Origin of the sequence: uncultured Tateyamaria sp., from assembly GCF_947488715.1 — a bacterium.
In the GTDB taxonomy this organism is placed as follows: domain Bacteria; phylum Pseudomonadota; class Alphaproteobacteria; order Rhodobacterales; family Rhodobacteraceae; genus Tateyamaria.
This window is the reverse complement of sequence record NZ_CANLAG010000003.1, coordinates 120,270-145,527: the sequence shown is the minus strand read 5'-3', so window position 1 is coordinate 145,527 and position 25,258 is coordinate 120,270. Positions and strand designations below refer to the sequence as shown.

29 protein-coding genes are annotated in these 25,258 nt (G+C 63.4%); 15 read left to right on the top strand and 14 right to left on the bottom strand.

The features are described 5' to 3' along the window. The first annotated feature begins 27 nt into the window (after nt 1–27). Together Q0936_RS08590 and Q0936_RS08585 are read left to right on the top strand one after the other, a co-directional pair. Nucleotides 28–738, top strand: a complete 711-nt coding sequence (locus Q0936_RS08590) for an AzlC family ABC transporter permease (RefSeq protein ID WP_299295229.1) — start codon at nt 28–30, stop codon at nt 736–738. Then, nucleotides 735–1,058, top strand: coding sequence for an AzlD domain-containing protein (locus tag Q0936_RS08585; protein ID WP_299141848.1), 324 nt, complete (start codon nt 735–737; stop codon nt 1,056–1,058). The genes Q0936_RS08590 and Q0936_RS08585 overlap by 4 nt, the downstream gene beginning before the upstream one ends. A 54-nt stretch (nt 1,059–1,112) precedes the next feature. Here Q0936_RS08585 and Q0936_RS08580 read toward each other — a convergent pair whose 3' ends face one another. The 5 genes from Q0936_RS08580 to Q0936_RS08560 form a co-directional block, all read right to left on the bottom strand. Then, nucleotides 1,113–1,721 carry a hypothetical protein gene (locus Q0936_RS08580; protein ID WP_299295231.1) on the bottom strand — a complete coding sequence of 203 codons (609 nt, stop codon included), beginning with the start codon at nt 1,719–1,721 and terminating at the stop codon, nt 1,113–1,115. A 34-nt stretch (nt 1,722–1,755) separates the two neighbouring features. Further along, nucleotides 1,756–1,890, bottom strand: coding sequence for an aa3-type cytochrome c oxidase subunit IV (locus Q0936_RS08575; protein WP_299141853.1), 135 nt, complete (start codon nt 1,888–1,890; stop codon nt 1,756–1,758). 99 nt (nt 1,891–1,989) lie between these two features. Then, complete coding sequence (locus Q0936_RS08570) at nt 1,990–2,454, bottom strand: DUF6173 family protein (protein WP_299141856.1); 465 nt, start codon at nt 2,452–2,454, stop codon at nt 1,990–1,992. Nucleotides 2,455–2,457: 3 nt separating this feature from the next. Beyond that, nucleotides 2,458–3,504 (bottom strand): MBL fold metallo-hydrolase, encoded by a 1,047-nt coding sequence (locus Q0936_RS08565; protein ID WP_299295233.1) that lies wholly within the window; start codon nt 3,502–3,504, stop codon nt 2,458–2,460. A 3-nt stretch (nt 3,505–3,507) separates the two neighbouring features. Next, nucleotides 3,508–5,217 carry an acyl-CoA dehydrogenase gene (locus Q0936_RS08560; protein ID WP_299141862.1) on the bottom strand — a complete coding sequence of 570 codons (1,710 nt, stop codon included), beginning with the start codon at nt 5,215–5,217 and terminating at the stop codon, nt 3,508–3,510. A gap of 133 nt (nt 5,218–5,350) precedes the next feature. Here Q0936_RS08560 and Q0936_RS08555 point away from each other — a divergent pair, with 133 nt between their 5' ends. Then, a complete protein-coding gene (locus Q0936_RS08555; RefSeq protein ID WP_299295235.1) occupies nt 5,351–6,286 on the top strand; it encodes an L-threonylcarbamoyladenylate synthase in 936 nt (311 codons plus the stop codon). A 5-nt stretch (nt 6,287–6,291) separates the two neighbouring features. Here Q0936_RS08555 and Q0936_RS08550 read toward each other — a convergent pair whose 3' ends face one another. After that, nucleotides 6,292–6,864, bottom strand: a complete 573-nt coding sequence (locus tag Q0936_RS08550) for a YqgE/AlgH family protein (protein WP_299141870.1) — start codon at nt 6,862–6,864, stop codon at nt 6,292–6,294. A 155-nt stretch (nt 6,865–7,019) separates the two neighbouring features. Here Q0936_RS08550 and Q0936_RS08545 point away from each other — a divergent pair, with 155 nt between their 5' ends. Then, complete coding sequence (locus Q0936_RS08545) at nt 7,020–7,832, top strand: protein-disulfide reductase DsbD domain-containing protein (protein ID WP_299141878.1); 813 nt, start codon at nt 7,020–7,022, stop codon at nt 7,830–7,832. On the opposite strand, the gene Q0936_RS08540 is transcribed toward Q0936_RS08545, so the two are convergent. The 5 genes from Q0936_RS08540 to Q0936_RS08520 all read right to left on the bottom strand — a co-directional run bounded on the left by Q0936_RS08540 (nt 7,829) and on the right by Q0936_RS08520 (nt 14,921). Beyond that, nucleotides 7,829–11,449, bottom strand: coding sequence for an efflux RND transporter permease subunit (locus Q0936_RS08540; RefSeq protein WP_299295238.1), 3,621 nt, complete (start codon nt 11,447–11,449; stop codon nt 7,829–7,831). The genes Q0936_RS08545 and Q0936_RS08540 overlap by 4 nt on opposite strands. A gap of 3 nt (nt 11,450–11,452) precedes the next feature. Beyond that, nucleotides 11,453–12,913, bottom strand: coding sequence for an HlyD family efflux transporter periplasmic adaptor subunit (locus Q0936_RS08535; protein ID WP_299295242.1), 1,461 nt, complete (start codon nt 12,911–12,913; stop codon nt 11,453–11,455). A 94-nt stretch (nt 12,914–13,007) separates the two neighbouring features. Then, entirely contained in the window at nt 13,008–13,550 is a 543-nt protein-coding gene (gene moaB, locus Q0936_RS08530) for a molybdenum cofactor biosynthesis protein B (RefSeq protein WP_299295244.1), read from the bottom strand. Beyond that, complete coding sequence (locus Q0936_RS08525) at nt 13,547–14,155, bottom strand: LysE family translocator (RefSeq protein WP_299295246.1); 609 nt, start codon at nt 14,153–14,155, stop codon at nt 13,547–13,549. Before Q0936_RS08525 ends, moaB begins: the two co-directional genes overlap by 4 nt. Then, on the bottom strand, nt 14,148–14,921 hold the full coding sequence (locus tag Q0936_RS08520) for a uracil-DNA glycosylase (RefSeq protein WP_299295248.1): 774 nt from the start codon (nt 14,919–14,921) through the stop codon (nt 14,148–14,150). The genes Q0936_RS08525 and Q0936_RS08520 overlap by 8 nt, the downstream gene beginning before the upstream one ends. 130 nt (nt 14,922–15,051) lie before the next feature. On the opposite strand from Q0936_RS08520, the gene Q0936_RS08515 reads away from it, so the two are divergent. From Q0936_RS08515 to Q0936_RS08465, 11 genes are all read left to right on the top strand, one after another. Further along, entirely contained in the window at nt 15,052–15,996 is a 945-nt protein-coding gene (locus Q0936_RS08515; protein WP_299295251.1) for an aspartate carbamoyltransferase catalytic subunit, read from the top strand. Continuing rightward, nucleotides 15,993–16,466 carry a hypothetical protein gene (locus tag Q0936_RS08510; RefSeq protein WP_299295253.1) on the top strand — a complete coding sequence of 158 codons (474 nt, stop codon included), beginning with the start codon at nt 15,993–15,995 and terminating at the stop codon, nt 16,464–16,466. The genes Q0936_RS08515 and Q0936_RS08510 overlap by 4 nt, the downstream gene beginning before the upstream one ends. Beyond that, on the top strand, nt 16,463–17,005 hold the full coding sequence (locus tag Q0936_RS08505; protein WP_299295255.1) for a hypothetical protein: 543 nt from the start codon (nt 16,463–16,465) through the stop codon (nt 17,003–17,005). The genes Q0936_RS08510 and Q0936_RS08505 overlap by 4 nt, the downstream gene beginning before the upstream one ends. Next, nucleotides 17,002–18,285: a dihydroorotase gene (gene pyrC / locus Q0936_RS08500; protein ID WP_299295257.1), complete on the top strand. Its 1,284-nt coding sequence runs from the start codon at nt 17,002–17,004 to the stop codon at nt 18,283–18,285. Before Q0936_RS08505 ends, pyrC begins: the two co-directional genes overlap by 4 nt. Continuing rightward, complete coding sequence (gene plsY, locus Q0936_RS08495; protein WP_299295259.1) at nt 18,286–18,900, top strand: glycerol-3-phosphate 1-O-acyltransferase PlsY; 615 nt, start codon at nt 18,286–18,288, stop codon at nt 18,898–18,900. Further along, the gene (locus Q0936_RS08490) at nt 18,897–19,151 is read left to right on the top strand and encodes a hypothetical protein (protein WP_299295260.1); all 255 of its coding nucleotides are present in this window, start codon (nt 18,897–18,899) and stop codon (nt 19,149–19,151) included. The genes plsY and Q0936_RS08490 overlap by 4 nt, the downstream gene beginning before the upstream one ends. 13 nt (nt 19,152–19,164) lie before the next feature. Further along, nucleotides 19,165–19,785, top strand: coding sequence for a LysE family transporter (locus tag Q0936_RS08485; RefSeq protein ID WP_299295262.1), 621 nt, complete (start codon nt 19,165–19,167; stop codon nt 19,783–19,785). A 63-nt stretch (nt 19,786–19,848) separates the two neighbouring features. Continuing rightward, nucleotides 19,849–20,835, top strand: coding sequence for a hypothetical protein (locus tag Q0936_RS08480; RefSeq protein WP_299295265.1), 987 nt, complete (start codon nt 19,849–19,851; stop codon nt 20,833–20,835). A gap of 83 nt (nt 20,836–20,918) precedes the next feature. After that, on the top strand, nt 20,919–21,455 hold the full coding sequence (locus Q0936_RS08475; protein WP_299141918.1) for a MarR family transcriptional regulator: 537 nt from the start codon (nt 20,919–20,921) through the stop codon (nt 21,453–21,455). A 24-nt stretch (nt 21,456–21,479) separates the two neighbouring features. Beyond that, complete coding sequence (locus Q0936_RS08470) at nt 21,480–21,932, top strand: hypothetical protein (protein WP_299295267.1); 453 nt, start codon at nt 21,480–21,482, stop codon at nt 21,930–21,932. 12 nt (nt 21,933–21,944) lie between these two features. Beyond that, entirely contained in the window at nt 21,945–22,316 is a 372-nt protein-coding gene (locus tag Q0936_RS08465) for a hypothetical protein (RefSeq protein WP_299295270.1), read from the top strand. A gap of 85 nt (nt 22,317–22,401) precedes the next feature. Here Q0936_RS08465 and Q0936_RS08460 read toward each other — a convergent pair whose 3' ends face one another. From Q0936_RS08460 to Q0936_RS08450, 3 genes are all read right to left on the bottom strand, one after another. Continuing rightward, nucleotides 22,402–23,772 (bottom strand): glutamate--cysteine ligase, encoded by a 1,371-nt coding sequence (locus Q0936_RS08460; protein WP_299295273.1) that lies wholly within the window; start codon nt 23,770–23,772, stop codon nt 22,402–22,404. Nucleotides 23,773–23,885: 113 nt separating this feature from the next. Continuing rightward, nucleotides 23,886–24,422 (bottom strand): hypothetical protein, encoded by a 537-nt coding sequence (locus Q0936_RS08455; RefSeq protein WP_299141930.1) that lies wholly within the window; start codon nt 24,420–24,422, stop codon nt 23,886–23,888. Further along, on the bottom strand, nt 24,419–25,243 hold the full coding sequence (locus Q0936_RS08450) for a GNAT family N-acetyltransferase (RefSeq protein WP_299295276.1): 825 nt from the start codon (nt 25,241–25,243) through the stop codon (nt 24,419–24,421). Before Q0936_RS08450 ends, Q0936_RS08455 begins: the two co-directional genes overlap by 4 nt. Between the last annotated feature and the right edge of the window lie 15 nt (nt 25,244–25,258).

The window sequence follows — 25,258 nt, the reverse complement described above, 5'->3', positions numbered from 1 at the left end:
TGGTGCCATTCAATCTAAGGCGCGTGCATGTCCACCACCACCACCAAATCCGCCTTTTGGGCCGGCGTTCGCGACGGAGCGCCCTTTGTCGTGGTGGCCGGACCCTTTGCGATGCTGTTCGGCGTGCTGGCCACAGAGGCCGGGTTGAACGTGTTCGAGGTCATGAGCTTTTCGATCGTGGTGATCGCGGGGGCGGCGCAATTCACCGCGCTGCAACTGATGCAGGACGAAGCGCCCACTGTGATCGTGTTGATTTCGGCATTGGCGGTGAACCTGCGGGTGGCGATGTATTCCGCGGCCTTGACGCCGTTTCTGGGCACAGCCCCGCTGTGGCAACGGATCTTTGCGGCCTACCTGCTGGTCGATCAGAGCTATGCGCTCAGCCATGCCAAGTTCGACGCTGTGCCAGAGATGACGGTGCCGCAACGCATGGCCTACTTCTTTGGCACCTGTACGCTGGTGATGATCGTGTGGTTTGCATGCAGCTATGCCGGCGCCGCCCTTGGCACGTCGCTGCCACCGGGCATCCCGTTGGACTTTGCCCTGCCCATTGCTTTCCTGTCGATGGTGGCCCCGATGATGCGCACGCTGCCGCACCTGATCGCTGCAGGTGTGGCGGTGGTGGTCAGCCTCCTGGCGGCAAGCATCCCCTATTCGCTTGGCCTGATCGTGGCTGGCGCACTTGGGATGATGGCGGGCGCACAGGCCGAACTGTGGCTCAAGGGGCGCGCGCCATGATCGACAAAGACACACTGTGGCTCGTCATCTTCGGCCTCGGCGCAGGCAGTTTCCTGCTGCGCTTCACCTTCCTAGGCTTTGTCGGTGACCGTCCCCTGCCCGACTGGCTGCTGCGCCACCTGCGCTACACGGCTGTTGCGATCCTGCCCGCGCTGGTGGCACCACTGGTGGTCTTTTCCGGCGAAGACGGACAGACGGAGCCGACACGAATCGCCGCTGCCATTATCACACTGGCCGTGGGCATCTGGACCAGAAACGTCTTTGCCGCCATCGGCGCAGGCGCGATCACCCTCTTTGCACTGGTCTATGGTCTGGGCTGACGGGACGGTGGGCGGGGCGTCTTTGCCCAAAGGGCAAACAGCGTCCGCACAGCGTCAATCCGGGATCACGATACCGGCGACACCGTCCACGATTGTGCCATCATCGTCTTCAAAATACTTCTCTTCCACCACACCGGGATAGGCGGCCATCTGCTCCATCAGGTTGGTGGGAAAGAACGTCACGTCGATGCTCTCGAATCCGGGGATCTGCTGCATCAGCGAGGTGGTGGCATTGGTGCAAAAGGCGCGCGGCACGGCCCCGTTTGTCTGCACCAACTGCAAGGCAACCGCCGCCTGTTCGGGGGTCAGTTCCACGGTCTGAGAGACGACGTGAAACGTGCTGCGCGCATGCGCGCTCTTGTAGCCCTTGAGCACGGCAGGCGTCACGCCATACAGCACGTCTTCCTGCTCGGGCACACGTTCGTTCACGAACGACCCTGCCGGGTCAAAGATCACCCGTTGCGCGCCGTTGATCATCAGGGCCGAATGCGCGCCCTTGCCGTTTCGGTTGCTGACCATGGTCATCAACGTCATCGTGTTAGGCCCCGGCGCGCGGTAGGCCGATGCGGCCACGCGGTCATCCGACGCATAGGGGATTGCAGGGGCTTCGGCACAGGCACCAAGGGCCAGAACCACAGCCAAAACCGCAAAAACACGCATCATCCGCACTCCACCACGCTCGCAGGTCAGGCTGGGATCAGCTGATAAAGATTGCCATGCCGACGATCAGCACCAGAATCGCGACCACCGACCATGTCGTCCACTGCATGAACGCGTCAAAGGTCTTTTCGTGGGTCTTTGTGTCCATCTCGCCGTGTTTGTGGTCCGACATGTCCGCTTCCTTCTCTGTTGGCTTGGCCGGGCTTTAGCGCATCTGGCGCAGCCTGTCACTGCGTCTTTGGCGCGCGGGCCGGGTTGCGATATGCGCCCGTCAGGCGCTGCCGTCTTCGAGGTCCTGGGCCAGCCGGAAACCGATGCGGTTCGGCTCGGCCTGTTCCACCGATTTGGGCAAGGCCCGTAGCATCACGTTCAACTGGCTGACATGTTGCACAAGCTGGGTTTTGGACCCGGTCGGGTCGCTACCGTAGAACGTGATGATGTCCGGATCGAAATAGCCCATGCCCTCGATGCGCATCACGCCGACCTCGCCCCCGGCAAAGCCCATCGCCGCCTCATGTTCATTGTCGAGGCTTTCCTCGAAATTCTTGAGATACATGATGATCCGCTCATAGGCCCATTGCGCCGGACTTTTCTTGGCTGCAGGCGTTTTCTGCACGCCCTTTGGCACGGGTTGGTCGGCGGCGTTGCGGGCGTTGGGGTCGGCGTGGACCTCGTGACGGCGGGGGATGGCTTCGGCCTCGGCGGCTTCGGCGGTTGTCTTGATTTCGTCACTCATGGTTCAGTCCTTGCGCTGGTACACCCACGCGCCGTCGTCCCGTTTGGTCCGACTGGCGCGCCCCTCTTGGTAAAGGTGCGACAGATGCGCGATGGCTTCAACCAGGGCCAGGCCATATTCGCCTTCGCCGATCTTGCGCTTGAACAGCGGAACAAAGCATTGGGCCGCCGATTTCGGCGTGTCGATATAGTCGATCAGCCGCGCAAGTGCGCCGTGGTGATTGTCGATCAGCTGCCGCATCCGCGTGGGCAGGCCGGTGAACGGCAGCTTGTGGCCGCCCAGAACAAGGTGATCGTCGTGCGCCAGCGGGGCCAGACGTTCGCAGGCCTCGAGCCAATCGCCAATCGGATCGGCCATGGGTTCGGTGGCGTAGACGCCAGTGTTCGGGCTGATCGAGGGCAGGATTTGATCGCCCGAGATCACCAGATTGTCATCGCGGCTCCAGAAGGTCGCGTGTTCCGGCGCGTGGCCGTTGCCGATGTGGATGTCCCACGCCCGCCCGCCCATGCGAATCGTGTCGCCCTGTTTGATGCGGGTGTAGCCCAGCGGCATGGGCGCCACGATGTCCCCGAAGTTGAAGGGGCGTTCGTTGGCGCGTTGGTCCAGAATGGCCGGGTCCATGCCTGCGCGGCGGTAAAATTGCAGCGTTTCGGCCACGGGCCGGTCCTGTACGTCCAGCGTCAGCATCCGCGCAAAGAGCCATGCCGTCCGCGTTGTGATCAGTTCGGCACCAAAGTCGCGTTGCAGCCACCCGGCCAGCCCCACATGGTCGGGGTGGTGGTGGGTGACGATCACGCGCGCGATGGGCTTACCCCCCAACGGGCCATCCATCAGCGCCTGCCAGATGCCACGCGTCTTGTTCGAGGCAAAGCCGGTGTCGATCACCGTCCAGCTGTCGCCGTCATCCAGCGCATAGACGTTGACGTGGTCCAGTTTCATCGGCAGCGGCAGGCGGCACCAGAGCACGCCGGGTGCCACCTCTGTGGCGCTCCCGTGTTCGGGCGCATCGGCCCACGGATATCTCAGCCCCGCAGGCGCGCCGTCGGCCACGCCTCAGGCCGCCAATTCGTCGACGGACAACGCATAGAGATCACCGGCACCCGCCTGTGCATGGGCCAAAAGCCCCACATGCTCCGGCAACAACCGCTGGATATAAAAGCGCGCCAGTTTCTCGCGCGCGCCACCCGCATCGGCCACCGCCGCCTTGAGGTGGACATGGCCGCCCAGCACGCGGGCAAAGGCCTTGAGGTACGGCACGGCCCCAGCAAAACGGTCCTGCAGATCGCCCTGCCCGTTCAACCAGTCGGTCGCTTCGCGCAGCGATTCCGACGCCTGCCAGACCGCATCCGCCAGGTCGGGGAATTGCTCTTTGGCAGCTTCGGCGTGCTCTTCGATTTCGTCCAGCAGACGGTTTGCCGCCTCGCCGCCGTCCATCATCTTGCGTGCCACAAGGTCCATGGCCTGAATGCCGTTGGTGCCTTCGTAGATCGCGGTGACGCGGACATCGCGGCTGTATTGCGCCGCACCCGTTTCCTCGACAAAGCCCATGCCGCCGTGGATCTGCACGCCCTGATGGGCGACGTCCATGCCGACCTCGGTGCCAAAGGCCTTGGCGATGGGCGTCAGAAAGGCGGCGCGTGCTTTCCATTCGGCATCACCGGTGGCGGTGGTCATGTCGATGGCCACGGCACAGGACAGCGCGATGGCGCGGGCGGCGAACACATCCGCCTTCATCCCCATCAGCATCCGGCGCACATCAGCGTGGTCGATGATGGTGCCTGTCTCGCCCTTGGTCTTGCCCTGTTTGCGTTCCAGCGCATAGGCCAGCGCGTGTTGGTAGGCCCCTTCGGCGGCACCTACACCCTGTCCGCCCACACCCAGACGGGCGTTGTTCATCATAGTGAACATGGCCGCCATGCCGCCCCCTTCGGGACCAACCAGCCAACCGGTTGCACCGTCGTATTGCATCACGCAGGTGGGCGAGCCGTGCAGGCCCATCTTGTGTTCGAGGCTGACCACCTTGAGGCTGTTGGCCACGCCAGCATTGCCGTTCTCGTCCGGCAGGTTGCGCGGCACGAGGAACAGGGAAATGCCCTTGGTTCCTGCAGGCGCGCCCGGCAGACGGGCCAGCACCAGGTGGCAGACATTGTCGGTAAAGTCGTTGTCGCCCCAGGAAATATAGATCTTTTGGCCCGTCACGCTGAACGTGCCGTCGCCGTTGTCTTCGGCCTTGGACGTCAGCGCGCCCACGTCCGATCCGGCCTGCGGTTCGGTCAGGTTCATCGTGCCGGTCCATTCACCGGAAATAAGCCGGGGCAGGTACAATTCCTTGATCGCGTCGGAGGCGTGGTGTTCCAGCGCCTCGATCTGGCCCTGGCTCATCAGCGGGGCCAGCTGCAGCGACAGGCAGGCCGCCGACATCATCTCGTTCACCGCTGTGGTCACTGTCATGGGCAGGCCCATGCCGCCATATTCGGGGTCCGCCGCGATGCCGACCCAACCACCTTCGGCGATGGCCTTGTATCCATCGGCATAGCCGGGCGACGTGCGCACCACGCCGTTTTCGAGCCGCGCGGGGTGCAGATCGCCGGGGCGTTGCAGCGGGGCCATGATGTCCTCGCTCAATTTGCCCGCTTCGGTCAGGATGGCGGCGGTTACGTCGCTGGTCGCCTCGGAAAAGCGGTCCGTTTTGACCACTTGTCCCAGGCCGACCACGTGATCGAACAGAAAGGTATAGTCGTCGACGGGGGCGCGATAAGGCATGAGGCAGGCTCCGGAAGATATCTTGGCAAGCGCGAGGGCTGCGCGTAAATGGGCGTCTTTGAAATCATAAATGCGTTTGCGCGGAGCGTATCGCAACGTGAACGCGGCGTCACGGGGTGGGGAGAGAGGAACAATGGTGCAATTCACGACGCACAGGCTTGCCCCCGACGCAGATGGATTGGATCGCGCGGCCACGTTGCTGAAAGAGGGGGCGTTGGTCGCGTTCCCGACCGAGACGGTCTATGGTCTGGGCGGAGACGCGCGGGATGGCACGGCCGTTGCGGGCATCTATGCCGCCAAGGGGCGGCCCAGCTTTAACCCCCTGATTGTGCATGTTCCGGATCTGGAGACGGCGCAACGCTATGGCCGTTTCGATGCGGCCATGCTGGCCTTGGCGCAGGCATTCTGGCCCGGCCCTCTGACGCTGGTGGTGCCATTAGGCGACGCGCACGGCCTGTCGTCACTGGTGACGGCGGGTCTGGACACGGTGGCGTTGCGGGTTCCAGCACAACCCATCGCGCGCGCCCTGTTGCAGCAGTTTGGCGGCCCGATTGCGGCACCCTCCGCCAATCCGTCGGGGCGGATCAGCCCAACCACAGCCGATCATGTCATGGCGGGGCTGGATGGCCGTATTGCGGCGGTTCTGGATGGCGGCCCCTGCCCGGTGGGCCTCGAATCGACCATTGTGGGTGGCGCGCCGCTGGCGTTGTTGCGTCCCGGTGGTCTGGCGGTCGAAGAGATCGAAGCGGTTGCAGGTCCGCTGGCCACGGCCAAAGGCGGGATCACGGCGCCCGGACAGCTGGTATCGCATTACGCCCCGCGTGCGGCGCTGCGTTTGAATGCCAACCATGCGCATCCGGGGGAGCAGTTGTTGGGGTTTGGCCCGATGCAGTCCGACCTGAACCTGTCCATTTCCGGTGATCTGGTTGAGGCGGCGGCGCATTTGTTTGACCATCTGCACCGGTTGGACGCATCTGGACGCCCGATTGCCGTCGCCCCGGTGCCCGAGATTGGGCTGGGGCGCGCCATCAATGACCGGCTGCGCCGTGCGGCGGCCCCGCGCGATTGAGTGGATCAGGCGCGGCCTGCGGCCCCCGACAGGCCCAGCGGGTCGATACCAAGCGACTTGACGGCTGACATCCATTTGTCCCCATCGACAGTGCCAAACACGAGGCCCGGATCGGCATCCACCGTCAACCAGCCGTTGCGCGCAATCTCGGCCTCGAGCTGGCCTGGCCCCCACCCGGCATAGCCGAGCATGACCAGAGCGCGGTCAGGTCCGTCGCCTGCGGCGAGGTCTTCGAGCACGTCGAGGGTGGCGGTCATCCCGAACCCGTCGCAGACATCCAGCGTTTTCAGGCGGGATTGGTAGTCGGTGCTGTGCAGCACAAAGCCGCGCGCGGTTTCGACCGGGCCGCCAAAATGCACAGGCATCAGGCGGCGGGCCCGTGCAGCGGTAATGTCGAGTTGGTCATAGAGTTCGCCCATCGCCATGTCTTCGGCGGGTTTGTTGACGATCAGGCCCATCGCCCCTTCGGCGGAATGCGCGCACAGAAACACGACCGAGCGGTCAAAACGCGGATCCCCCATGCCCGGCATCGCCACCAAGAGTGCGCCTGTGAGGTCAAGCGTGAGGGGTTCGGGCATGTGCGGTCCTGTTTTGGGTGGGGTCGCATCGTGTGGTGTCGGTGCCAGCATGCCGCGCGGGCCGCAGCGGGACAAGGCCTGTCGGCACCACAGGCAGGGGGTCGCGCACCGGATCGTGACTTGGAATTTATCGCGGCGCGCGGCATCTAGGGGGCATGACAGTGCGCTTTTCCATTCTGGCCGCCGGTGCAATCTGTGCCGCTGCGGCATCCGCCCATGCCCAATCGGGGTTTGACGATGTTGTTCAGGCCGAGGTCCTGCAAGGTTGGGACTTGCCCGATGGGCGACGTGTTGCCGCCCTGCGCCTGACGCTGGCACCGGGGTGGAAGACCTATTGGCGGGCACCCGGTGATGCGGGCATTCCACCTCATTTCGACTGGGGCCGCGCGCGCAATTTGCGGGATGTGTCCGTCACCTGGCCGACGCCGAATGTCTATGTGGAATACGGGCTGCGGTCGATCGGCTACACCGGTCAGGTGGTGATCCCGGTTTATGTGACGCCTGCGCGTGCGGGCAAGCCCGTGCGCCTGCGCAGCACGATGTCGCTTGGGGTCTGTGCCGAGGTTTGTCTGCCGCATCAGATTGAGTTCGACACACTCCTTGACGCGCCGGATGCCAGCCCGACACCGGCCATTGTCGCGGCCTTGGCGGACGTTCCCTATTCGGCAAGCGAGGCAGGTGTCAGTGCAGCCACCTGTACGTTGCGCCCAACGGATCGCGGCATGCAGATCGAGGCGCGCGTCACCTTGCCCGACACAGGTGGGCGCGAGGTTGCCGTGATCGAACCCGGTGTTCCCGGCGTCTGGGTCAGCGAGGCCAAGACCACCCGCCGCGGCGGCACGGTCACTGCCGTGAGCGAGATGGTGCATCAAAAGGGCGGTGCCTTTGGCGTGGACCGGTCGAATGTGCGGATCACCATTTTGGGTGGCCACTACGCCGTGGACATCAAAGGCTGCACGGGCAGCTAGGCTGTTGCCCGCCGCCACCGCATGATCTGGAACACCAGCGCGGCAAGCACGTAGGCGGCAAAGGCCAGCGCCATGACACCTGCCGAAAACAGCGCCAGCGCGGCCATCATTGGCGACATGCCTGCCACCTGAGGCACGGCCTGCGCGATCTCGGGCAGCAGAACGCCGCGCCAGATCACGTGGCCCAGCGTTGCCGCGAACCAGCCCAACACGATGGCCCACAGCCCGACAAAGCCCCAACGCACCGGGGGCGCAGGCGCAGTCAGCCCGCGCCGCATCGCGCGGATCTGACGCCCGATGTCGTGCTGCACGGCGACCAGTGCCGGCACCACAAGCAGCACCAGCACCATGCCAAAGCCCAGACCGTAGACCAACGTGATGATCGTGGGTTTGAGGAACTGGGCCTGCTGTGACGTCTCATAGAGCAGTGGCGCCATGCCCAGCACCGTCGTCAACGTGGTGAGGATGACCGGGCGCAACCGGTCCGACGCGCCGTCGATGATGGAGGGGAACAGTCCACGGTCCTTGGCGTAATCGTCGATCGTCGTGACCAGCACGATGGAATCGTTGATGATGATCCCGGTCATGCCCAACAGGCCCACCACCGTGAACATGCTCAGCGGCACGTCCCATACGTTGTGACCATAGATCGTGCCGACCAACCCGAACGGAATGATCGCCATCACCACCATGGGCCGCGTCCAACTGGAGAACACCCACGACAGCACCAGGTAAATCCCCGCCAGACACAGGATCAGCCCGGTCAGCGCATCGTTGAGAAAGTCGTTTTCCTGTTCGCTCAGGCCCGCCTGCCGAAACTCGACCTGCCGTTCGGCGGCGATGGTGGGCAGGATGTCTTCGGCCAGGGCATCGTTGATCTCGGTCGCGCGGGCCGGGTCGTCTTCGGAGATGTCGCCGGTCACGGAAATCAGCCGTACCCCGTTTTCGCGGCGCACAGTGGAAAAGCCGGTGCGGCGTTCGACACTGACAATGTCGGCCAGCGGCACATATGTCCCGTCAGGTGTGCGCATCTGGGTTCGGTCCAGAAAGTCAGCCGTCAGTTCACCATCGGGCAGTTCCACGCGGATTTCGGCGCTGCGGGGGCCATCGGGATAGGTCGCCGCCTCGATCCCGTTCAAACGGTCGCGCAACGCCCGGCCCAATGTGTCGATGGTAAAGCCAAGCGCCTGCCCTTGCGGTGTCAGGTCGAGGATCAACTCTTCCTTGTCGTAGGCCAGATTGTCCTCGACCGCGCTCACTTCGGGGTATTGCAGAAGGGCGCGTTTGAGGTCTTCGGACGCGGCTTTGAGCGTGTCGGTGTCATTGCCAAAGAACTCGACATCCAGCGCATCACCGCCCGGCCCCGACCGCCAGCCACGAAAGCTGACTGTTTCGGCGAGGGGATGATGCACAACCGCGTCTTGCAAGGCCGCCACAAAGGCAAAGGACGAATAGGGGCGCAAGTCGGCGTCGATCAGCTCGATCGAGATGCCACCCAGCAGGTCGTTGTCCTTGCTGGCCGTCCCGGCGAGGCCGCGTCCGGCATTACCACCGATTTCGGCAATCACATAAGCGATGGGGTTGCGCCCGTGTTCGGCCTCGTATTCCTGACCCAGCGCCTCGGTGGCGCGCTGCATCTCGCGCATCATGGCAAGGGTGTCGGCGCGCGTGGCCCCTTCGACCATGGCAAAGTTGCCGGTGACTGACCCACGTTCAGGCGCGTTGAAGAACCGCCATTGCACATCGCCGGTGATGAACAGCGCGGCCTGCCCCGCCAGCACCACGCAAACACCGGCCAACACAGCATAGCGCGCGGCAATCACACCGGCCATGAAGGGGCGGAACAACCGCTCGCGCATCCATTCAAACGCGCCGTTCACGATCAGCGAGGCCGTGTCGAGGCCCAACGTCCCCATCGTCGCGATCCAGCGGACCTTGCGCGGGCGCGGCACCACGAGGAACAGGGCCGCGAGCGCAATGGGGCCTGTGGCCAAATAGGGTGCCGCAGCGCGCCAGTCGGTCAATGTGTCAGGCCAGATCACAAAGCTGGCCGCGCCGGTGGCCACGGCGGACAATGCGGCGAGGCTGCCCAATGCGATGGCGAGTTTGATGCGGCTGAAGCGGCGCCCGTCGGAGGCGCTGAGCGCGTGGCCCATATGGTGTGGCAGGATCAGGAAACATTCGACCAGCGACGCCACCAGCACCACAATCACGGTGAAGGGAATGTCGGCAATCAGGTCTCCGAAACGCCCACCGACAGCGACCAGTCCGAAAAAGGCGATCACGGTTGTCAGTGTCGCGGCAAAGACCGGCATCGCCATGCGCCGCGCAGCATTTTCAGCCGCCACAAGAGGCGGTTCACCATAGGCGCGGTAGCGGTGGTCCGCATGTTCGCCCACCACGATGGCATCATCCACTACAATCCCCAGCGTGATGATCAGACCAAAGAGCGAGATCATGTTGATCGTGAGGCCGCCAATATACATCAGCGCAATCGCGGCCATCAGCGCCACGGGGATGCCTGCGGCCACCCAGAACGCCGTGCGCCAGTTGAGAAACAGGAACAGGAGCGCCACAACCAGTCCCAAGCCCACGCGGGCGTTGTCGACCAGGATGTCGAGCCGGCCCGAGATCGCCTCGGCCCGTGTGCGGATCAGTTCGACCGTGACGGCGGGTGGCAAGGTGGATTTGAGGGCTGCGGCGACCTCTTCGACCTGGGCCTGAACGGCGATGGCGTCGCCCCGGTTGGACCGGTCCACGCGGATCGACACAGCGGGGTCCGCGCCGACAAAATAGCTGCGGTCGCGGTTGGACCCAAGCCGGTCGATGGTGGCGACATCGCGGATGCGCAGTTTGGATCCGTCGGGGTTGGAGCGCAGGACAATGCCGCCGATCTCGTCCGGTGTGCGTTTCTGGGTACCCGTGCGCACGCGCGCATTTGCGCCGGTCACGTCGCCTGCCGGGTCCGTGTCGACTTCGGCGGCAATGGCGGCGGCGATTTCGGCCATCGTGACTTCGTGTGCGATCAGGTTGAGCGAGGGGACTTCGACCAGTGTTTGGGGGGCTGCGACACCGCGAATGGTTGTTCGCGTCACCCCTTGGGCAAAGAGGCGCACCACCAGTTCGTCGGCAAAGAGACCAAGTTGCTCGGGATCGACAGGGCCGGTGATGACCACGTCCGTGACCCGGTCGCGCCACGCGCCCCGCCGCACGGTGGGTGCATCCGCATCGTCAGGCAGGGTGGTCACGGAATCCACGGCAGTTTGCACGTCGTCCGCAGCCCGCCCCATGTCCCACCCCGGTTCAAAGTCGAGCGTGATCGTGCCAGTGCCCTCGCGGGCGTTGGCGGACGATGATGCCACGCCTTCGACCACCAGAAGGCTGGGTTCCAGCACCTGAATGATGGCCGCATCAACGTCTTCGGCCCCGGCCCCGTCCCAGCGGATTGTCACAGAGACATTGTCGACGATGACATCCGGAAAGAACTGCGCGCGCATGTTGGGAATCGCCACAGCGCCCGCAACCAGCATGACCAGCAGCAGTAGGTTCGCAACCGTGCGGTGCCGCACAAAGTAGCTGAGGATGCCGCCAGCGGCTTTGGGGATACCGCGCGCCATGCCCTATCCTCCCATACGGCTTTCGATGCGGGCGACCATCTGGGCGGGCACGCGCGCCTCGCTCAGGCGCGACAACACGCGGGCCTTGGCCTCAGCGGGCATACGCTGGTTCCCCTCGACAAAGGCGACGAGGCGGGCGCGCCGCTCTGCGGACAGTTCGAGCATTTCGGGTTCGGTCGGCACGGCGTTTGCCTCGGCCGGACGCAGGGCGCGCACGGAAATGCCCGCGCCAAGCAGTGGCGAGCGTGCCTCGACCACGTCCCGACCGATGATGTCCGGGCTGCGGACCAGAATGTCGTCACCCTGCCGACGCAGCAATTGTACCTGAACCGACTCCAGCCTGCTCTCGGGTCCCAACACCAACACAGTGTCATTGGCGTCGATGGCCGATGCTGGCAGCCGGACAACGTTGTCGAGCGGCGGCTCCTGCACAGTTACAGTTACAAAGTCACCGGGAATGAACCCGCGTGACGTGTCCAGCCGGGCAAAGACAAGCCGCCCCGTTTGCATATCAGCAGCACCTGCGCTGGCGCGGCTGATTGTGCCCGTGGCATTCAGGTCGACACCCGCAACATCCAGCGTCGCGGTCACCGGCGCGGGCAGCAAAGCGCCATCCGCATCCAGCAGCCGCGCGTATTGCGCCGTGGACACACGAAACGCGACCTCAAGCGCCGTGGGGTCGATCAGCACAGCCAGCTTTTCATTGGCAGAGGCAAGGCGGCCTGCGACCACTTCGGTTTCGCTGAGCGTGCCGTCAAACGGTGCCGTCAAAGTGGTGTCATCAAGCGCGCGCTGCGCCTCGCCCAGCGCGATGCGGGCACGGGCCAGACGGGTGATGGACTGGTCAATGCGGGCCTCGGCAGCCGTGACGGCCTGGCGGCGCGACAGCACGGATTGACGCGCAGACGACGCGGCCAGTTCCGCGCTTTCTACTGCTGCGGCGGTCCCGACGCCTCTTTCCGCCAGATCCACCTGGCGCGCATAGGCGCGTTGCTGCAAATCGGCTTGATCCTGCGCGGCGGTTTCCTCGTCACGGGCCAATTCAAGCGCGCGTTCGGCATCGCGTACCTCTGCCTCTGCATCGCGCAGATCAGCACCGGCGCGGTCAAATGCCGCCTGTGCATCCGCAGGATCAATGCGCACCAGCACCTGACCCGTCGTGACGGCACCGCCATCCTCAAACCCCGGAGCAAGCTCAACAATCCGTCCCGACACAGCCGCACGCAATTCGAGACGCCTGCGGCTCTCGACCTCGCCAAAGGCCTCGAGAACCGGCGTTTCGGTCCCCGGTTCGGCCCGCACAACACCCACGGCAAACACACGCTCGCGCGCGGGCGGTGCCTTGCTTTCGCGGGCCAGACGATCCTGCACCGCTGTGCCAACCAGCTGCCCCGCATAGGCCAGCAGGCCCAGCGACAGCGCCGCCAGCACAAGTCCGATCAGGCTTTGCCTCAGAAATCGCATCTTTTCACGCCTTTACCCGCAGGCCATGTTGCACGTTACAAGGTAGAACCGTCGCAGAAAATACCAAGCAACAAAGCTGTTACGTGCCTGCGCGCTATTTCCGTCGCTGATGTTCGTCAAGACGGGGTAAAATTTCGACAAAATTACAGGGCCGGTGCCGAAAATCGAGTTGCCGCCCCAGAATTTCGTCCCACGCATCCTTGCATGCGCCCGGACTGCCCGGCAGGGCAAAGAGGTAAGTGCCGTTGCAGACGCCACCTGTTGCGCGGCTTTGCACAGCGCTGGTGCCGATCTTTTGCATGGACACGATGGTGAACACGGTGCCAAAGGCGTCGATCTCTTTTTCATAGACATCGCGGTGCGCCTCAACTGTAATATCGCGCCCGGTCAGCCCGGTACCCCCGGTGGACAGCACGACGTCAATCTGCGGGTCATTGCACCACGTGCGCAACTGATCCGCGATCTGGTCCCGTTCATCCGGCAGGATCTTGCGATCCGCCAACACATGACCGTCCTTGGTCAGGCGGTCCACCAGCACGTCGCCGGATCGGTCCTGCGACAGATCACGGCTGTCGCTGACGGTCAGGACGGCAATGCGGACAGGGATGAAATCTAGGCTGTCGTCGATGCGGCTCATGCGCGCTCCAATATGGCGAGGCGGGCGGCGAGGCCCACGAAAACGGTGGCGGTGATCCAGTCCAGCACACGGCTGCCACGAGCCAGCCGCTGACCCAGACCGCTGGCGAACACGCCAACAAGACCGTTGATGACGAACCCGCCGAGGCTGAGCATCGCACCAAAGATCAGGAACTGGCCCAGAACGGACCCCGCCTGCGGCACAACAAATTGCGGGACAAAGGCCAGCACGAACAGGATCACCTTGGGATTGGTGAGGTTTACAAACAGGCCAGTGCGAAAGGCCCACGCCGCACTGACAGGGGGCGCATCGGTCACAGCACGGTGGCGCAGGGTCTGGACGGCCAGCCACACCAGGTAGGCAACACCAACCCAGCGGATGACCTCGAACGCCAGCGGCACCGTGGCCACCAGTGCACCAAGGCCCAGCCCCGCCAAGAGCGTATGCACAAAAGCCCCCAGCGCGATACCCCCGCTGGCGGCGATGGCCGCACGCGGTCCCGAGCGCAACCCTTGCCCAAGACAGAACGCCATATCCGCACCCGGCGTCAGGTTCAGCGCCAGACCGGCAGGCACAAAGGCCAGCAGCATCACGGGATCAACCATCGCGCAACCGCGCCTGCAGGCTCAGCAAGTCGGCCCAGGCCTCGCGTTTGGCGGCCGGATTGCGCAGCAAATAGGCCGGGTGGAACATCGGCAGCGCCTGTCGGCCCTGCGCCTGCGTCCAGTCACCGCGCAGGCGTGTGATGCCGCGCTTGCCCAGAAGGGCTTGGCATGAATGGTTGCCCATGACCATCAACACATCCGGTGCCGCCAACGCGATGTGCCGGTTCAGAAACGGCTGCATCATCGCGATCTCTTCGGGCTTGGGGTCGCGGTTCTGTGGCGGGCGCCATGGCAACACGTTGGTGATATACACGTTTTCGCCGCGCGACAGGCCGATGGCGGCGAGCATCTTGTCCAATAGCTGCCCGGCCCGCCCGACAAACGGTTTGCCCTGCATGTCCTCATCGCGCCCCGGCGCTTCTCCGACAATCATCACGCGCGCACCTGCCACACCATCGGAAAAGACCAGATTGCGCGCCCCACGCTTGAGCTCACAATGCTGAAACGCCCCGAGCGCCGTGCGCAACTCATCGAGAGTTTGCGCCGCATCTGCGGCCTCTTGGGCAACGGCAACCGGGTCAAAGCGGTCCTGTACAGGCATCGGCGCAACGGCCGCCTTGCCCGGACTGTCAGGTGCCACAGGTTTCGCAACAGCGGCGGGCACGGCATAGCGATCCACGGGCGTGTCCGCGATACACTCGTCTGCGCCCAGCTCAATCTGCCAGGCTAGCGCCGCGAGGGTGCTATGATACTCTGCCGATTCCATGGTGTGATCCTACGCTGGGCAGCGGGGAACCGGAATGCCCATTCATTGTTCCTCAAATATGCAAATCCAACCGCTTGCCGCCACCACATGCCCGCGCCTATAACCGCGCAGGCCACGCCAAGGGACTGCCATGACCTTTACCCACCGACACCTTCTGGGCATCGAACATCTGCGCGCCGAGGAAATCGTGACCCTGCTCGATCTGGCCGAGGATTACGTGACGCTTAACCGGGCTGACGTAAAACACGGCGATGCGCTCGCCGGTCTGACCCAAATCAACATGTTCTTCGAAAACTCCACCCGCACACAGGCCAGTTTCGAGTTGGCGGGCAAACGGTTGGGTGCGGATGTGATGAACATGGCGATGCAGGCCTCGTCCATCTCGAAGGGCGAGACCCTGATCGACACCGCCATGACACTGAACGCGATGCACCCCGACCTGCTGGTGGTGCGGCATCCACATTCCGGCGCGGTCGACCTTTTGGCGCAGAAGGTGAACTGTGCCGTGCTGAACGCGGGCGACGGGCGCCATGAGCACCCGACGCAGGCCCTGCTCGATGCGCTGACCATCCGGCGGGCCAAGGGGCGTCTGCACCGCTTGAACATCGCCATTTGCGGCGACATCGCACACAGCCGCGTTGCCCGGTCCAACATCATCCTGCTCGGCAAGATGGAGAACCGCATCCGCCTGATTGGCCCACCAACGCTGATGCCTTCGGGTATCGCAGAGTTCGGCTGCGAGGTTTATGACGACATGGCCCAAGGCCTTCAGGACGTGGACGTCGTGATGATGCTGCGTCTGCAACGCGAACGGATGGACGGCGGTTTTATCCCCTCGGAACGCGAATACTATCACCGCTACGGCCTGGATGCCGATAAACTGGCCCATGCCAAGCCCGACGCCATCGTGATGCACCCCGGCCCCATGAACCGCGGGGTCGAGATCGACGGCACGCTGGCGGACGACATCAATCGCAGCGTTATTCAGGATCAGGTTGAAATGGGGGTCGCCGTGCGCATGGCCGCCATGGACCTGCTGGCACGCAACCAACGCGCCTTGCGGGGTGCGGCATGACGCCTGTCGAGGCCGATCTGATGCCCGGCGAGACATTGCTGGTGTCGTGGAAGATCTCTGCCCGATCGTTTCTCGTGCGGGCGGGTGTAATCGTTTCGGTCTGGGTTGTGATTGGCCAGGCCGCCAGCCTTGGTCAGAGCCTGCAAACAACGCTGTTGGCACTGCCGGGGGCGGTGATCGTGGGCCTGTTTTACATGTGGGTGTTCGGAGAACTGGACATCTGGGGGCAGAACCGACGCACGGACTGGCACCTGACAGACCGGGCCATTCACATCGTGCCGGGCGACGACTTACCGTCGCGACTGGCGCTGACAGACATTCGACGCATCAACCGTTGGCCGTGGTGGTCGCTGGTGATCCGATTCAACAGCGGAACGGCAACAACCATACCGATCCCGCCAAAGCCTGCGGCGCTGCGCACGCGTATTCTGGATGCACGGGTCCGCGCACTGCCCGAGGGGGCGCAATGACCCCAAAGATCGACATACCCGCCCATGAACACGGCGCCATCCGTGTCTTTTCGCTGTCCATGTCCGACGACGCCGCACGCGCGCTCAAAGATGACGCGGCACAACTGGTCGAGATGCTGGGCGTGCCGGTGGACGCCGACCATATCGAAGTCTTTGCACTGTCCGACCTCGACGGGGTTGGGCTGGCCGGTTATCTGGCTGACGGTCATGCGGTGCCTGACGCGGAATTGGCCCCGGACCGGATCAAGCTGGACAAGTTGGGCGGCTGGGTGATGATCGTCTATTCCCGCGCTTTCAGCGGCGCGGCCACAACCTTGGCCCCTGCGCCTGCGCTGACATTGATCGGCGCCTATGGCACACCCGGCACAAATTGGCAGGCCACCGAAACAATCACGTCGGAGGCGGCCAAACCCTACTCTGCCCCACCTGAAACCGTGAAAAAGCACCCCTCGGATGCGGCCATGTCGGGCCGGATCGCGATGATTGTCTTGATTGGGCTCGCCCTATTCACATGGCTCTTTATATGGATCGCCGGATGACTGACATATTGTTCAAAAATGCCAAGCTGGTCGACCCTGAAGCAGGCACAGTCACAACCGGCGCTGTCGCCGTCTCGGATGGTCGGATCAGCGGTATCATCACGGACGGCAGCGACCTGCCTGAAGCGCGCGAGACGGTGGATTGCAACCGCAAGCATCTGGCCCCCGGCATCATCGACATTGGCGTCAAGGTCTGCGAGCCCGGTGAGCGGCACAAGGAGAGCTTTGGCTCTGCCGGGCTGGCTGCGGCAGCGGGTGGGGTCACCACCATGGTCACGCGCCCTGACACCGATCCGGCCATCGACAACCCGGAAACATTGGAGTTTGTGATCCGCCGCGCCCGCGAGGCCGCACCGGTCAACGTCTTGCCCATAGCTGCGCTGACCAAGGGGCGGTTGGGGCGCGAAATGACCGAGATCGGGTTCCTGCTGGATGCGGGTGCAGTCGCGTTCACCGATTGCGACAATGTGGTGACAGATCACAAGGTCTTTGGCCGGGCACTCAGCTATGCGCGCAGTCTGGGCGCGCTGGTGTTGGGCCACCCGCAGGATCCGGGCTTGAGTGCCGGAGCTGCGGCAACGTCGGGCAAGTTTGCCTCGCTCCGCGGCCTGCCTGCTGTGTCACCGATGGCGGAGCGGATGGGCCTTGACCGTGACATCGCGATGATCGAGATGACGGGCGCGCGATACCACGCCGACCAGATCACCGCCGCGCGCGCCCTGCCCCCGTTGGAACGGGCCAAGGCCAATGGGTTCGACATCACCGCTGGCACGTCGATCCACCATTTGACACTGAACGCGCTGGACGTGGCCGACTATCGTACGTTCTTCAAGATCAAGCCGCCGTTGCGCGACGAGGAGGACCGGCTGGCCATGGCCGAGGCGGTGCAATCGGGCCTGATCGACGTGATCAGTTCCATGCACACCCCGCAGGACGAAGAGAGCAAACGCCTGCCCTTTGAGGCCGCAGCGTCCGGGGCGGTCGCTTTGGAAACTCTGTTGCCCGCCGCGATGCGCCTGTTTCATGCGGATCAGATCGACCTTCCAACGCTGTGGCGCGCGATGTCGCTGAACCCGGCCAAGCGGTTGGGTCTGGACAGCGGGCGGCTGGCTGTGGGTGCACCTGCGGATCTGGTGGTGTTTGACCCGCACGCGCCCTTTGTGATGGACCGCGCGACGTTGCAGTCGAAATCGCGCAACACCCCCTTTGACGGCGCACGGATGCAAGGTAAGGTCCTGCAAACATTTGTCGCTGGCCATTCCGTTTATCAAAGATCCTAAATGCCCATCATCGAAAGCACCTTTGCAACTCTCGCCCTGTGGGCGGTGATTGGTTACGTCCTTGGGTCTATCCCGTTTGGAATGGTTTTGGCGCGGGTGATGAACCTGGGCAATCTGCGCGACATCGGGTCGGGCAATATCGGCGCCACCAACGTGCTGCGAACCGGCAACAAGACGGCGGCGGCGCTGACGCTGCTGCTGGATGCGGGCAAGGGTGCGGCGGCGCTGCTGTTGGCGCGGGCGCTGACGGGGGCGGAGGATGCGGCACAACTGGCTGGTCTGGCCGCGATGTTGGGGCATTGCTATCCCGTTTGGCTTGGGTTTCGCGGGGGCAAGGGTGTGGCGACATTCCTTGGCCTGTTGCTGGCCTTGCATTGGCCGGTAGGCATCGCTGCGTGTATCGCGTGGCTGGTCGGAGCCGGGATCAGCCGGATTTCATCCATGGGGGCATTGGTCGCTGCCGCGGCGTCGACCTTTTTCATGATGTTTCTGGGCAAGCCTGACGCACTGTTTCTGGGTGTGATCCTGACGCTGCTGATCTTTTGGCGGCACAGGGCCAACATCAGCCGCATCCGCGCAGGCACCGAACCCAAGATTGGTCAGAAATCCGGGTGAGCTTTGCCACACAATTGGCGGCGCTGCCGGAGGGCACGTTCACCGGCCTCGTACACGGGCGGCGGTACGTGGTGACCAAATCCAGCTTTTCCAACGGCAAATCCGTGAAACTTGTCGCCGAGGAATTGGGCGGCACAGACTACATCAGCCTCAACTGGTATGATCTGGCGCGCGGCAGCGTGGTCAAGCCGTGTGAGATGCCCGAAGCCAAGGTGCGCGCCTTTGTAGACGTGCTGGTCGTTGCACCCTAGGGTGTTGTGCATCATGGATATCAATCTGCCTCTCATTCTGCTTGCCGCCTTGCTGGCTGGTGGCAGCCCCGGCCCTGCGACATTGACCATTGCAGGCACGTCGATGGCATCGGGCCGTCGCGCGGGCCTTGCCGTTGCGTCCGGTGTGACCACTGGGTCGTTCGTATGGTCCGTCTCGGCAGCCTTTGGGCTGGGGGCAATCATGTTGGCCAATGCGTGGCTGTTTGAAATCGTGCGCTATGCCGGGGCCGCCTATCTGGGCTGGTTGGCCCTCAAATCGGCGCGCGCCGCATGGCTGGGCGCCGCGCTCAAGGTGCCACCGGTCAGTCCTCGGTCGATGCGGGGTCACTATGCCAAAGGGTTGGGCCTGCACCTGACGAACCCAAAGGCGGTGCTGTTCTTTGGCGCGCTCTATTCGGTGGGTGTGCCGCCGGACACGCCGGTCACTGCGCTGTTGGTCGTTATCCTGTCCGTGGGCGCGCAGAGTTTCATCGTTTTTCACGGTTATGCGTTCATCTTTTCGTCTGCTCCGATGATGCGCGCCTATACCCGCGCCAAGCGGCTGTTCGAGGCGGCCTTTGCGCTGTTCTTTGGGGCCGCTGCGTTGCGCATTCTGACGGCACGCGTGGTGTAGCTACAGAAACCTGTTGAATTTGTTCAAATATTTCGACCTCCTTTGGCGGAAGGAGGACAGGTCATGGCGTTTTGCGGGTATCGGACGGGTGTGGCACTGGACCACGCGCAACGGAACTGGGACGGCACGGGGCCGCGCCCGCTGGCGTGGAGTGCCTGGTATCCCTGCACTGACACCTCAGGCGCAGCGCCAACCAAAACGTTCTTTGATCCCGGCGACGTGGTGCAGGATGCGACCGTGGTCGGATCGGACCGTCTGCCCGTTGTTTTGTTGTCGCATGGGACGGGCGGGTCAGCAGAAAGCCTGGGCTGGATCGGTTGCGCGCTGGCTGCGGAAGGGTATGTGGTGATTGGTGCCAATCATCATGGCAATTCGGGCGTCGATGTCCGCCCGGAGGGGTTCCTGTGCTGGTGGGACCGCGCCGCTGATATGAGTGCGCTTTTGTCTGAACTTGCGCACCATGGCCCGTTTGCGAACCGTCTGGATACGGCGGCCGTCACTGTGATCGGGTTCTCGCTTGGGGCTTACACAGCGCTTGCGTTGGTCGGGGCCAGAACGGCGTGGCAAAGGTTTGAGGCATGGCACGCCGAAAACGGGACCCACCTGGAAGGGCCGCGCGAATGCCCGGATGTGATGCAGTCCCTGCCAGATCTTATGGCAAACAGTGCCGTGTTCCGCGCGTCCTGGGACCGGCAGGAAGCGGACTATACCGATCCGCGTGTAGATTGTGTGATCGCAATTGCGCCCCCACCCCCTGTGCGTGCGTTTTCCGAGACATCTTTGCGTGACATCGCCACCCCGGTCCATCTGATCACTGCGCAACTTGATGCCGAGGCGCCAACAGAACACGGCGCAGACTGGCTGGCATCGTATAACCGAGCGTTTGTGCACCATGATATGGGTCCGGGTGTGGGCCACTATACGTTCCTTGGACTACCCGCAGACGCAAATCTGGCACAACAGATCGACATTTTTACAGACCTCCCCGGCATTGACCGCGCCGACGTGCACGCCAGTACCGTGCGTATTATCCTGAACGCGCTGCCGTGACGCACCTGCGGTCGAATTGCGTTGACTCTACATTCATGTCTGATATTTCTGTCACAACAGAAAATTCAGCCTGAGTCGAAAAGATGCACCTGACCCCCGCCATGCAAGACTTTATCCTCCACTGGGGGGAGATGGGCCAAAAATGGGGGACCAATCGGTCGGTGGCGCAGATTCACGCGCTGTTGCACATTTCGCCGGACCCGCTGAGTGCGGATGATATCTGTGAGTTGCTGAACCTTGCCCGGTCCAACGTATCGACCGGCCTGAAAGAGTTGCAAAGCCTTGGCTTGGTCCACAGCTCGCGCAAATTGGGGGATCGTCGGGACCATTTTCATTCGATCCGCGACATGTTCGACCTGGTGCATACCGTCGTGGAAAGCCGCCGGGCGCGCGAATATGCCCCCACTCTGAAAGCCTTGCAGAAGGTGCGGCAGGAGGCCGAGGCCGACGCCACGCCCACCGCTGTCAAGGCGCGCATCGCCGACACGTTGGAAACGATGCAGATGTTCGACGACTGGTACGCAGAGGTGAACCGCCTGCCCCGGTCCGTACAGTTGGCATTGGTCAAGATGGGTGCGCGCATTGCGCGGTTCTTGCCCAAGGCCAAGTCGCCCGACTAAAAAATTTGGATGGAGATTTCTCTGATGACAGAAACGTTGAAAGTTGCTGAAAGGATTGCACAAGGTCCGAGATACGCAATTGATCCTGTTGCCTTTGCGGGGGCGTTGATTGGCGCGCCTGTTTTGGTGGCGGTCTTGGGGTTTTGGGTTTTTGGTATCCCCGTCTTTGCCCTGATCTTTGGCGGCCCTGCCTATCTCGTCTTTGGCACGCCGATCTTGTTGATCTACTTGCACCGTCACCCCGGTACGCCAAACGGCGCGGGCCAGTTGGCCCTTTTGGCCGCGATCATCGGCTGCGGGATCGCAGCCCCTGTGATGCTGATAACCGGTGACGTGGATACCTTGCCCGCTCTGGCCATTGCGAGTGTGTTTGTTGCCGGGTTCGCCCTGATCTGGGGCGCAACCTTTGGCATGCTCTACAATCGTTGGCGCAGCGACCTGTCGCGCCAGCCTCTGCCTCCGTTTCTCATAAACTGAAAGGAATACACCATGCTGACCATCAGCCTTGTCTACTTTAACCTTGCCTTGGGTGCTGTTGCGGCACTGGCCGTCATGATCCTGCGGATCGCGGCACTGGCGGAAATCTGCGATGCAGGCCCTGAAAGGGCGCATGCCGCAGGGATCACTGTGGCGACCGGCTTTGCCGCCATCGGTGCAGGGGGTGTCATTCTGATCGGAGCGGGCCTGTTTGTGCTGCCGGACGCGCCCTATGCGGCGCTGATGCTGGCGCTCGGCTTGGCCGCGTTGTGCCTGGGGCTAGGGTTCACCCATGCAATCGGCACCCTGCGTGCGGTGTTGGCACCGCCATTTGTGCCCGATCAACCCGCGCCTGAACCGATGGTTGCTGCACCGGCGAAATAAGTTGAAGAGAGCGGTGCGCAGTAAATGCGCACCCTACACAGCCGGCACACAGGCCGTAGGGTGCGCGTTCATCGCGCACCTTTCGTCAGTAGGAATAGTCCGCAAACACCCGCGTGACATCGCCGTCCCAATCGCCGTGGAACCGTTCGATCAATTCATCCGCCGGGACTTTGCCGGTTTCGACACTTTCCTGAAGCGCGTTCAAAAAATGTGTTTCGTCCGGGATCAGGCCACCGGCACCGGGCCGCGCGCGCGCCTTGAGACCGGCATGGGAAATCGCCACGGCCTCGCGCGCCAGATCGTGCATGCGGACGCCGTTTACTTCGGCTTGCAACCCGTCGACCGAGGCCGCCACACGCAAACCTTCGCGGGTCTCGGCATCCAGCCCTTTGACCAGATCCCACGCCGCATCCAGCGCCGTTTGATCATAAGTCAGGCCCACCCAGAACGCAGGCAGAGCGCACAGACGCCGCCAAGGGCCGCCGTCGGCACCGCGCATTTCGATGAACTTCTTGACCCGCGCCTCGGGGAATGCGGTGGTCAGGTGATCCGCCCAGTCGCTGAGCGTCGGTGTCTCACCGGGGAGGGCGGGCAATTTGCCCTTGAGGAAATCGCGGAACGACATGCCCAGTGCGTCGATGTATTTGCCGTCGCGGTAGACAAAGTACATTGGCACATCGAGCGCATATTGCACCCATGCCTCGAACCCGAACCCATCCTCGAAGATGAACGGGATCATGCCCGTGCGCGCCGGATCCAGATCGCGCCACACGCGGCTGCGCCAGCTTTTGTGACCGTTCAGCCCACCCTCGAAGAACGGGGAATTGGCAAAGAGGGCCACGGCAACGGGCTGCAACGCCACGGCCACGCGCATCTTTTGCACCATGTCCGCCTCGGAACTGAAATCGAGGTTCACCTGCACGGTGCAGGTGCGGCGCATCATGGTACGGCCCATCGTGCCGACCTTGCCCATATAGGCGTCCATCAGCTTGTAGCGCCCCTTGGGCATGAGGGGCATTTCCTCGTGGCTCCAGTGTGGGGCTGCGCCCAGACCGATAAAGCCCACGCCGATCTCATTGGCGATGTCCATAACTTCGCGCAGGTGGCTGTTCACCTCGTCGCAGGTTTCGTGGATCGTCTCGAGCGGGGCGCCCGACAGCTCCAGCGCGCCACCCGGTTCCAGAGAGATGTTCGCGCCATCCTTTTCCAGCCCGGTCAGCTTGCCCGCCTCACGCAGTTCGAGCCAGCCGTGCCGATCCCGCAACGCACCGAGCACCGCCTCGATGGAGCGCGCGCCCTCAAACGGCAAGGGTTTCAACGTGTCGCGGCAGTAGCCGAATTTCTCGTGCTCGGTCCCGATGCGCCAATCTGATTTGGGTTTGCACCCGTCTGCGAGGTATTGGGCCAACTGGTCGTGGTGTTCGATCGGCCCGCCGCCGGATTGAGGAATGGACATGAGGGGCGCTCCACGGTTGTTCTTAGGGTCAAGGCATGCTGGGATTTGCCGGGGGTGTCAATGCGCCCTCGCCGTGCGTCAGGTCACGGGGATGTGCGCGCAGGTGCAGAGCCTCAGGCGCGGCCCAGTGGTTCCATCTGTGCCAGCGTCGGCGCGGCGCGTTCCCAGATAACCACGGGTGCGGCGGGTGCCGCGCGCAACTGGGCCAACATATGTTCGGTCTTGAGCCCCGGCAGAGCCGCAAAAGCGTCAAAGAGCGCGTCGGCCCCGTCCGCATCCACAGGGATCAACAACGGGGGATGTTCAGGTTGCTGCAACAGCCAATGCGCAGGCCGTTGCGCACCGTCGAGCGTCAGCCGTGCCAATTCGCGCATCGCGATTGTGCCGCCGGTGAGTGGGCCAAAATAGGTCACTTGCCCTTCGTCGACCTGTACAGTCCCCAGGCCCCCGCCCGCGCCACGAAAGCGCCCGCGCTGCAACCCGATCACGATCAGCGCGCCTGCGCCAACCAGCAGGACAGGTGCGATCCATCCCAAGAGCCCACGCGGACCGGCCAACCACCAAAGCGCAAGCACCGCGAGTGCAATGCCAACCAGCACTTCGCGCCACCGCCACATGGCCGCGTTGGCCTCGGGTCTGACAAAGCTCATGCGTGATCTCCGATCTCGGTTGGGGCAGCCAGCAAGGCCACACGGTAGTCCCCGACCCGTTGATAGCCAAGCGCCTCATAGGCATGAGCCGCCGCAGTATTGTTGGCAAAGAGAACGGACTGTGCCGCGCCGTCCTGTATCGCGGCACGACGCAACAGACCTGCGACGGCGCGTCGGGCATACCCGCGCCCGCGCAGCCCATCCGGGGTAAAGACGCCGCCGATTTGTACCATGTCAGCCACGTGGGCATTGATCGCGGCCATCGCAACGGGCTGGCCTGCGTCCTCCAGAATGACAATGTGTGCGGCACCGATGGCCGCCGCCGCCCGCGCGCAGGCGCTGTCAGTAGGCGCATCTGTCGGTGGGGCCATGCCGGTGTCTGTCTCGTAGGCCGTAAACCACTGTTTCAGCATCGGCACATCACCCGCATGCGGCGTTCGTACGTCGGCGGGGTGGTCCACAAGGTCAGCGATGTTCAGATGATAAAGCGGCTCGTCCGCGAGCAGTTGGAATGGCCCGTGCGCCAGACCACAGGCGGCAAGGCACGCCTGAACCTGGGCCGGAACGCCAGTCATACCCCGGACTGTCCTGCCGCTGATTGCCTGTGCGAAACCGGTCCATTCCGCCGGTTGTGCCGCTGGTGCCTGGGCCATGAGATAGCCGCCATTTGTTAAGCCAAACACGCCTGATACGCCATCCGCATCCCTTGTCAGAAAAAACGACGTGCCATGTGGGTGACTGGTTTCATCCGTGCCGCATGCTGCCAAATTGGAGCGCAGAAACATGGACGTCGCAGCGTGGCGCGCCAGAAATTCGTCCATCTTCACAACGTCTTG

Bases quoted from the DNA above. Each gene is read 5' to 3' on its own strand.
- Q0936_RS08510 (WP_299295253.1), top strand. From the start codon at position 15,993: ATGACGCCTGTCGAGGCCGATCTGATGCCCGGCGAGACATTGCTGGTG.
- Q0936_RS08450 (WP_299295276.1), bottom strand. From the start codon at position 25,243: ATGGACGAATTTCTGGCGCGCCACGCTGCGACGTCCATGTTTCTGCGC.
- Q0936_RS08520 (WP_299295248.1), bottom strand. From the start codon at position 14,921: ATGGAATCGGCAGAGTATCATAGCACCCTCGCGGCGCTAGCCTGGCAG.
- Q0936_RS08505 (WP_299295255.1), top strand. From the start codon at position 16,463: ATGACCCCAAAGATCGACATACCCGCCCATGAACACGGCGCCATCCGT.
- Q0936_RS08545 (WP_299141878.1), top strand. From the start codon at position 7,020: ATGACAGTGCGCTTTTCCATTCTGGCCGCCGGTGCAATCTGTGCCGCT.
- Q0936_RS08570 (WP_299141856.1), bottom strand. From the start codon at position 2,454: ATGAGTGACGAAATCAAGACAACCGCCGAAGCCGCCGAGGCCGAAGCC.
- Q0936_RS08470 (WP_299295267.1), top strand. From the start codon at position 21,480: ATGACAGAAACGTTGAAAGTTGCTGAAAGGATTGCACAAGGTCCGAGA.
- Q0936_RS08590 (WP_299295229.1), top strand. From the start codon at position 28: ATGTCCACCACCACCACCAAATCCGCCTTTTGGGCCGGCGTTCGCGAC.
- plsY (WP_299295259.1), top strand. From the start codon at position 18,286: ATGCCCATCATCGAAAGCACCTTTGCAACTCTCGCCCTGTGGGCGGTG.
- Q0936_RS08465 (WP_299295270.1), top strand. From the start codon at position 21,945: ATGCTGACCATCAGCCTTGTCTACTTTAACCTTGCCTTGGGTGCTGTT.
- Q0936_RS08555 (WP_299295235.1), top strand. From the start codon at position 5,351: ATGGTGCAATTCACGACGCACAGGCTTGCCCCCGACGCAGATGGATTG.
- Q0936_RS08460 (WP_299295273.1), bottom strand. From the start codon at position 23,772: ATGTCCATTCCTCAATCCGGCGGCGGGCCGATCGAACACCACGACCAG.
- Q0936_RS08550 (WP_299141870.1), bottom strand. From the start codon at position 6,864: ATGCCCGAACCCCTCACGCTTGACCTCACAGGCGCACTCTTGGTGGCG.
- pyrC (WP_299295257.1), top strand. From the start codon at position 17,002: ATGACTGACATATTGTTCAAAAATGCCAAGCTGGTCGACCCTGAAGCA.
- Q0936_RS08455 (WP_299141930.1), bottom strand. From the start codon at position 24,422: ATGAGCTTTGTCAGACCCGAGGCCAACGCGGCCATGTGGCGGTGGCGC.
- Q0936_RS08525 (WP_299295246.1), bottom strand. From the start codon at position 14,155: ATGGTTGATCCCGTGATGCTGCTGGCCTTTGTGCCTGCCGGTCTGGCG.
- Q0936_RS08575 (WP_299141853.1), bottom strand. From the start codon at position 1,890: ATGTCGGACCACAAACACGGCGAGATGGACACAAAGACCCACGAAAAG.
- Q0936_RS08580 (WP_299295231.1), bottom strand. From the start codon at position 1,721: ATGATGCGTGTTTTTGCGGTTTTGGCTGTGGTTCTGGCCCTTGGTGCC.
- Q0936_RS08560 (WP_299141862.1), bottom strand. From the start codon at position 5,217: ATGCCTTATCGCGCCCCCGTCGACGACTATACCTTTCTGTTCGATCAC.
- Q0936_RS08480 (WP_299295265.1), top strand. From the start codon at position 19,849: ATGGCGTTTTGCGGGTATCGGACGGGTGTGGCACTGGACCACGCGCAA.
- Q0936_RS08515 (WP_299295251.1), top strand. From the start codon at position 15,052: ATGACCTTTACCCACCGACACCTTCTGGGCATCGAACATCTGCGCGCC.
- moaB (WP_299295244.1), bottom strand. From the start codon at position 13,550: ATGAGCCGCATCGACGACAGCCTAGATTTCATCCCTGTCCGCATTGCC.
- Q0936_RS08540 (WP_299295238.1), bottom strand. From the start codon at position 11,449: ATGGCGCGCGGTATCCCCAAAGCCGCTGGCGGCATCCTCAGCTACTTT.
- Q0936_RS08535 (WP_299295242.1), bottom strand. From the start codon at position 12,913: ATGCGATTTCTGAGGCAAAGCCTGATCGGACTTGTGCTGGCGGCGCTG.
- Q0936_RS08485 (WP_299295262.1), top strand. From the start codon at position 19,165: ATGGATATCAATCTGCCTCTCATTCTGCTTGCCGCCTTGCTGGCTGGT.
- Q0936_RS08585 (WP_299141848.1), top strand. From the start codon at position 735: ATGATCGACAAAGACACACTGTGGCTCGTCATCTTCGGCCTCGGCGCA.
- Q0936_RS08475 (WP_299141918.1), top strand. From the start codon at position 20,919: ATGCACCTGACCCCCGCCATGCAAGACTTTATCCTCCACTGGGGGGAG.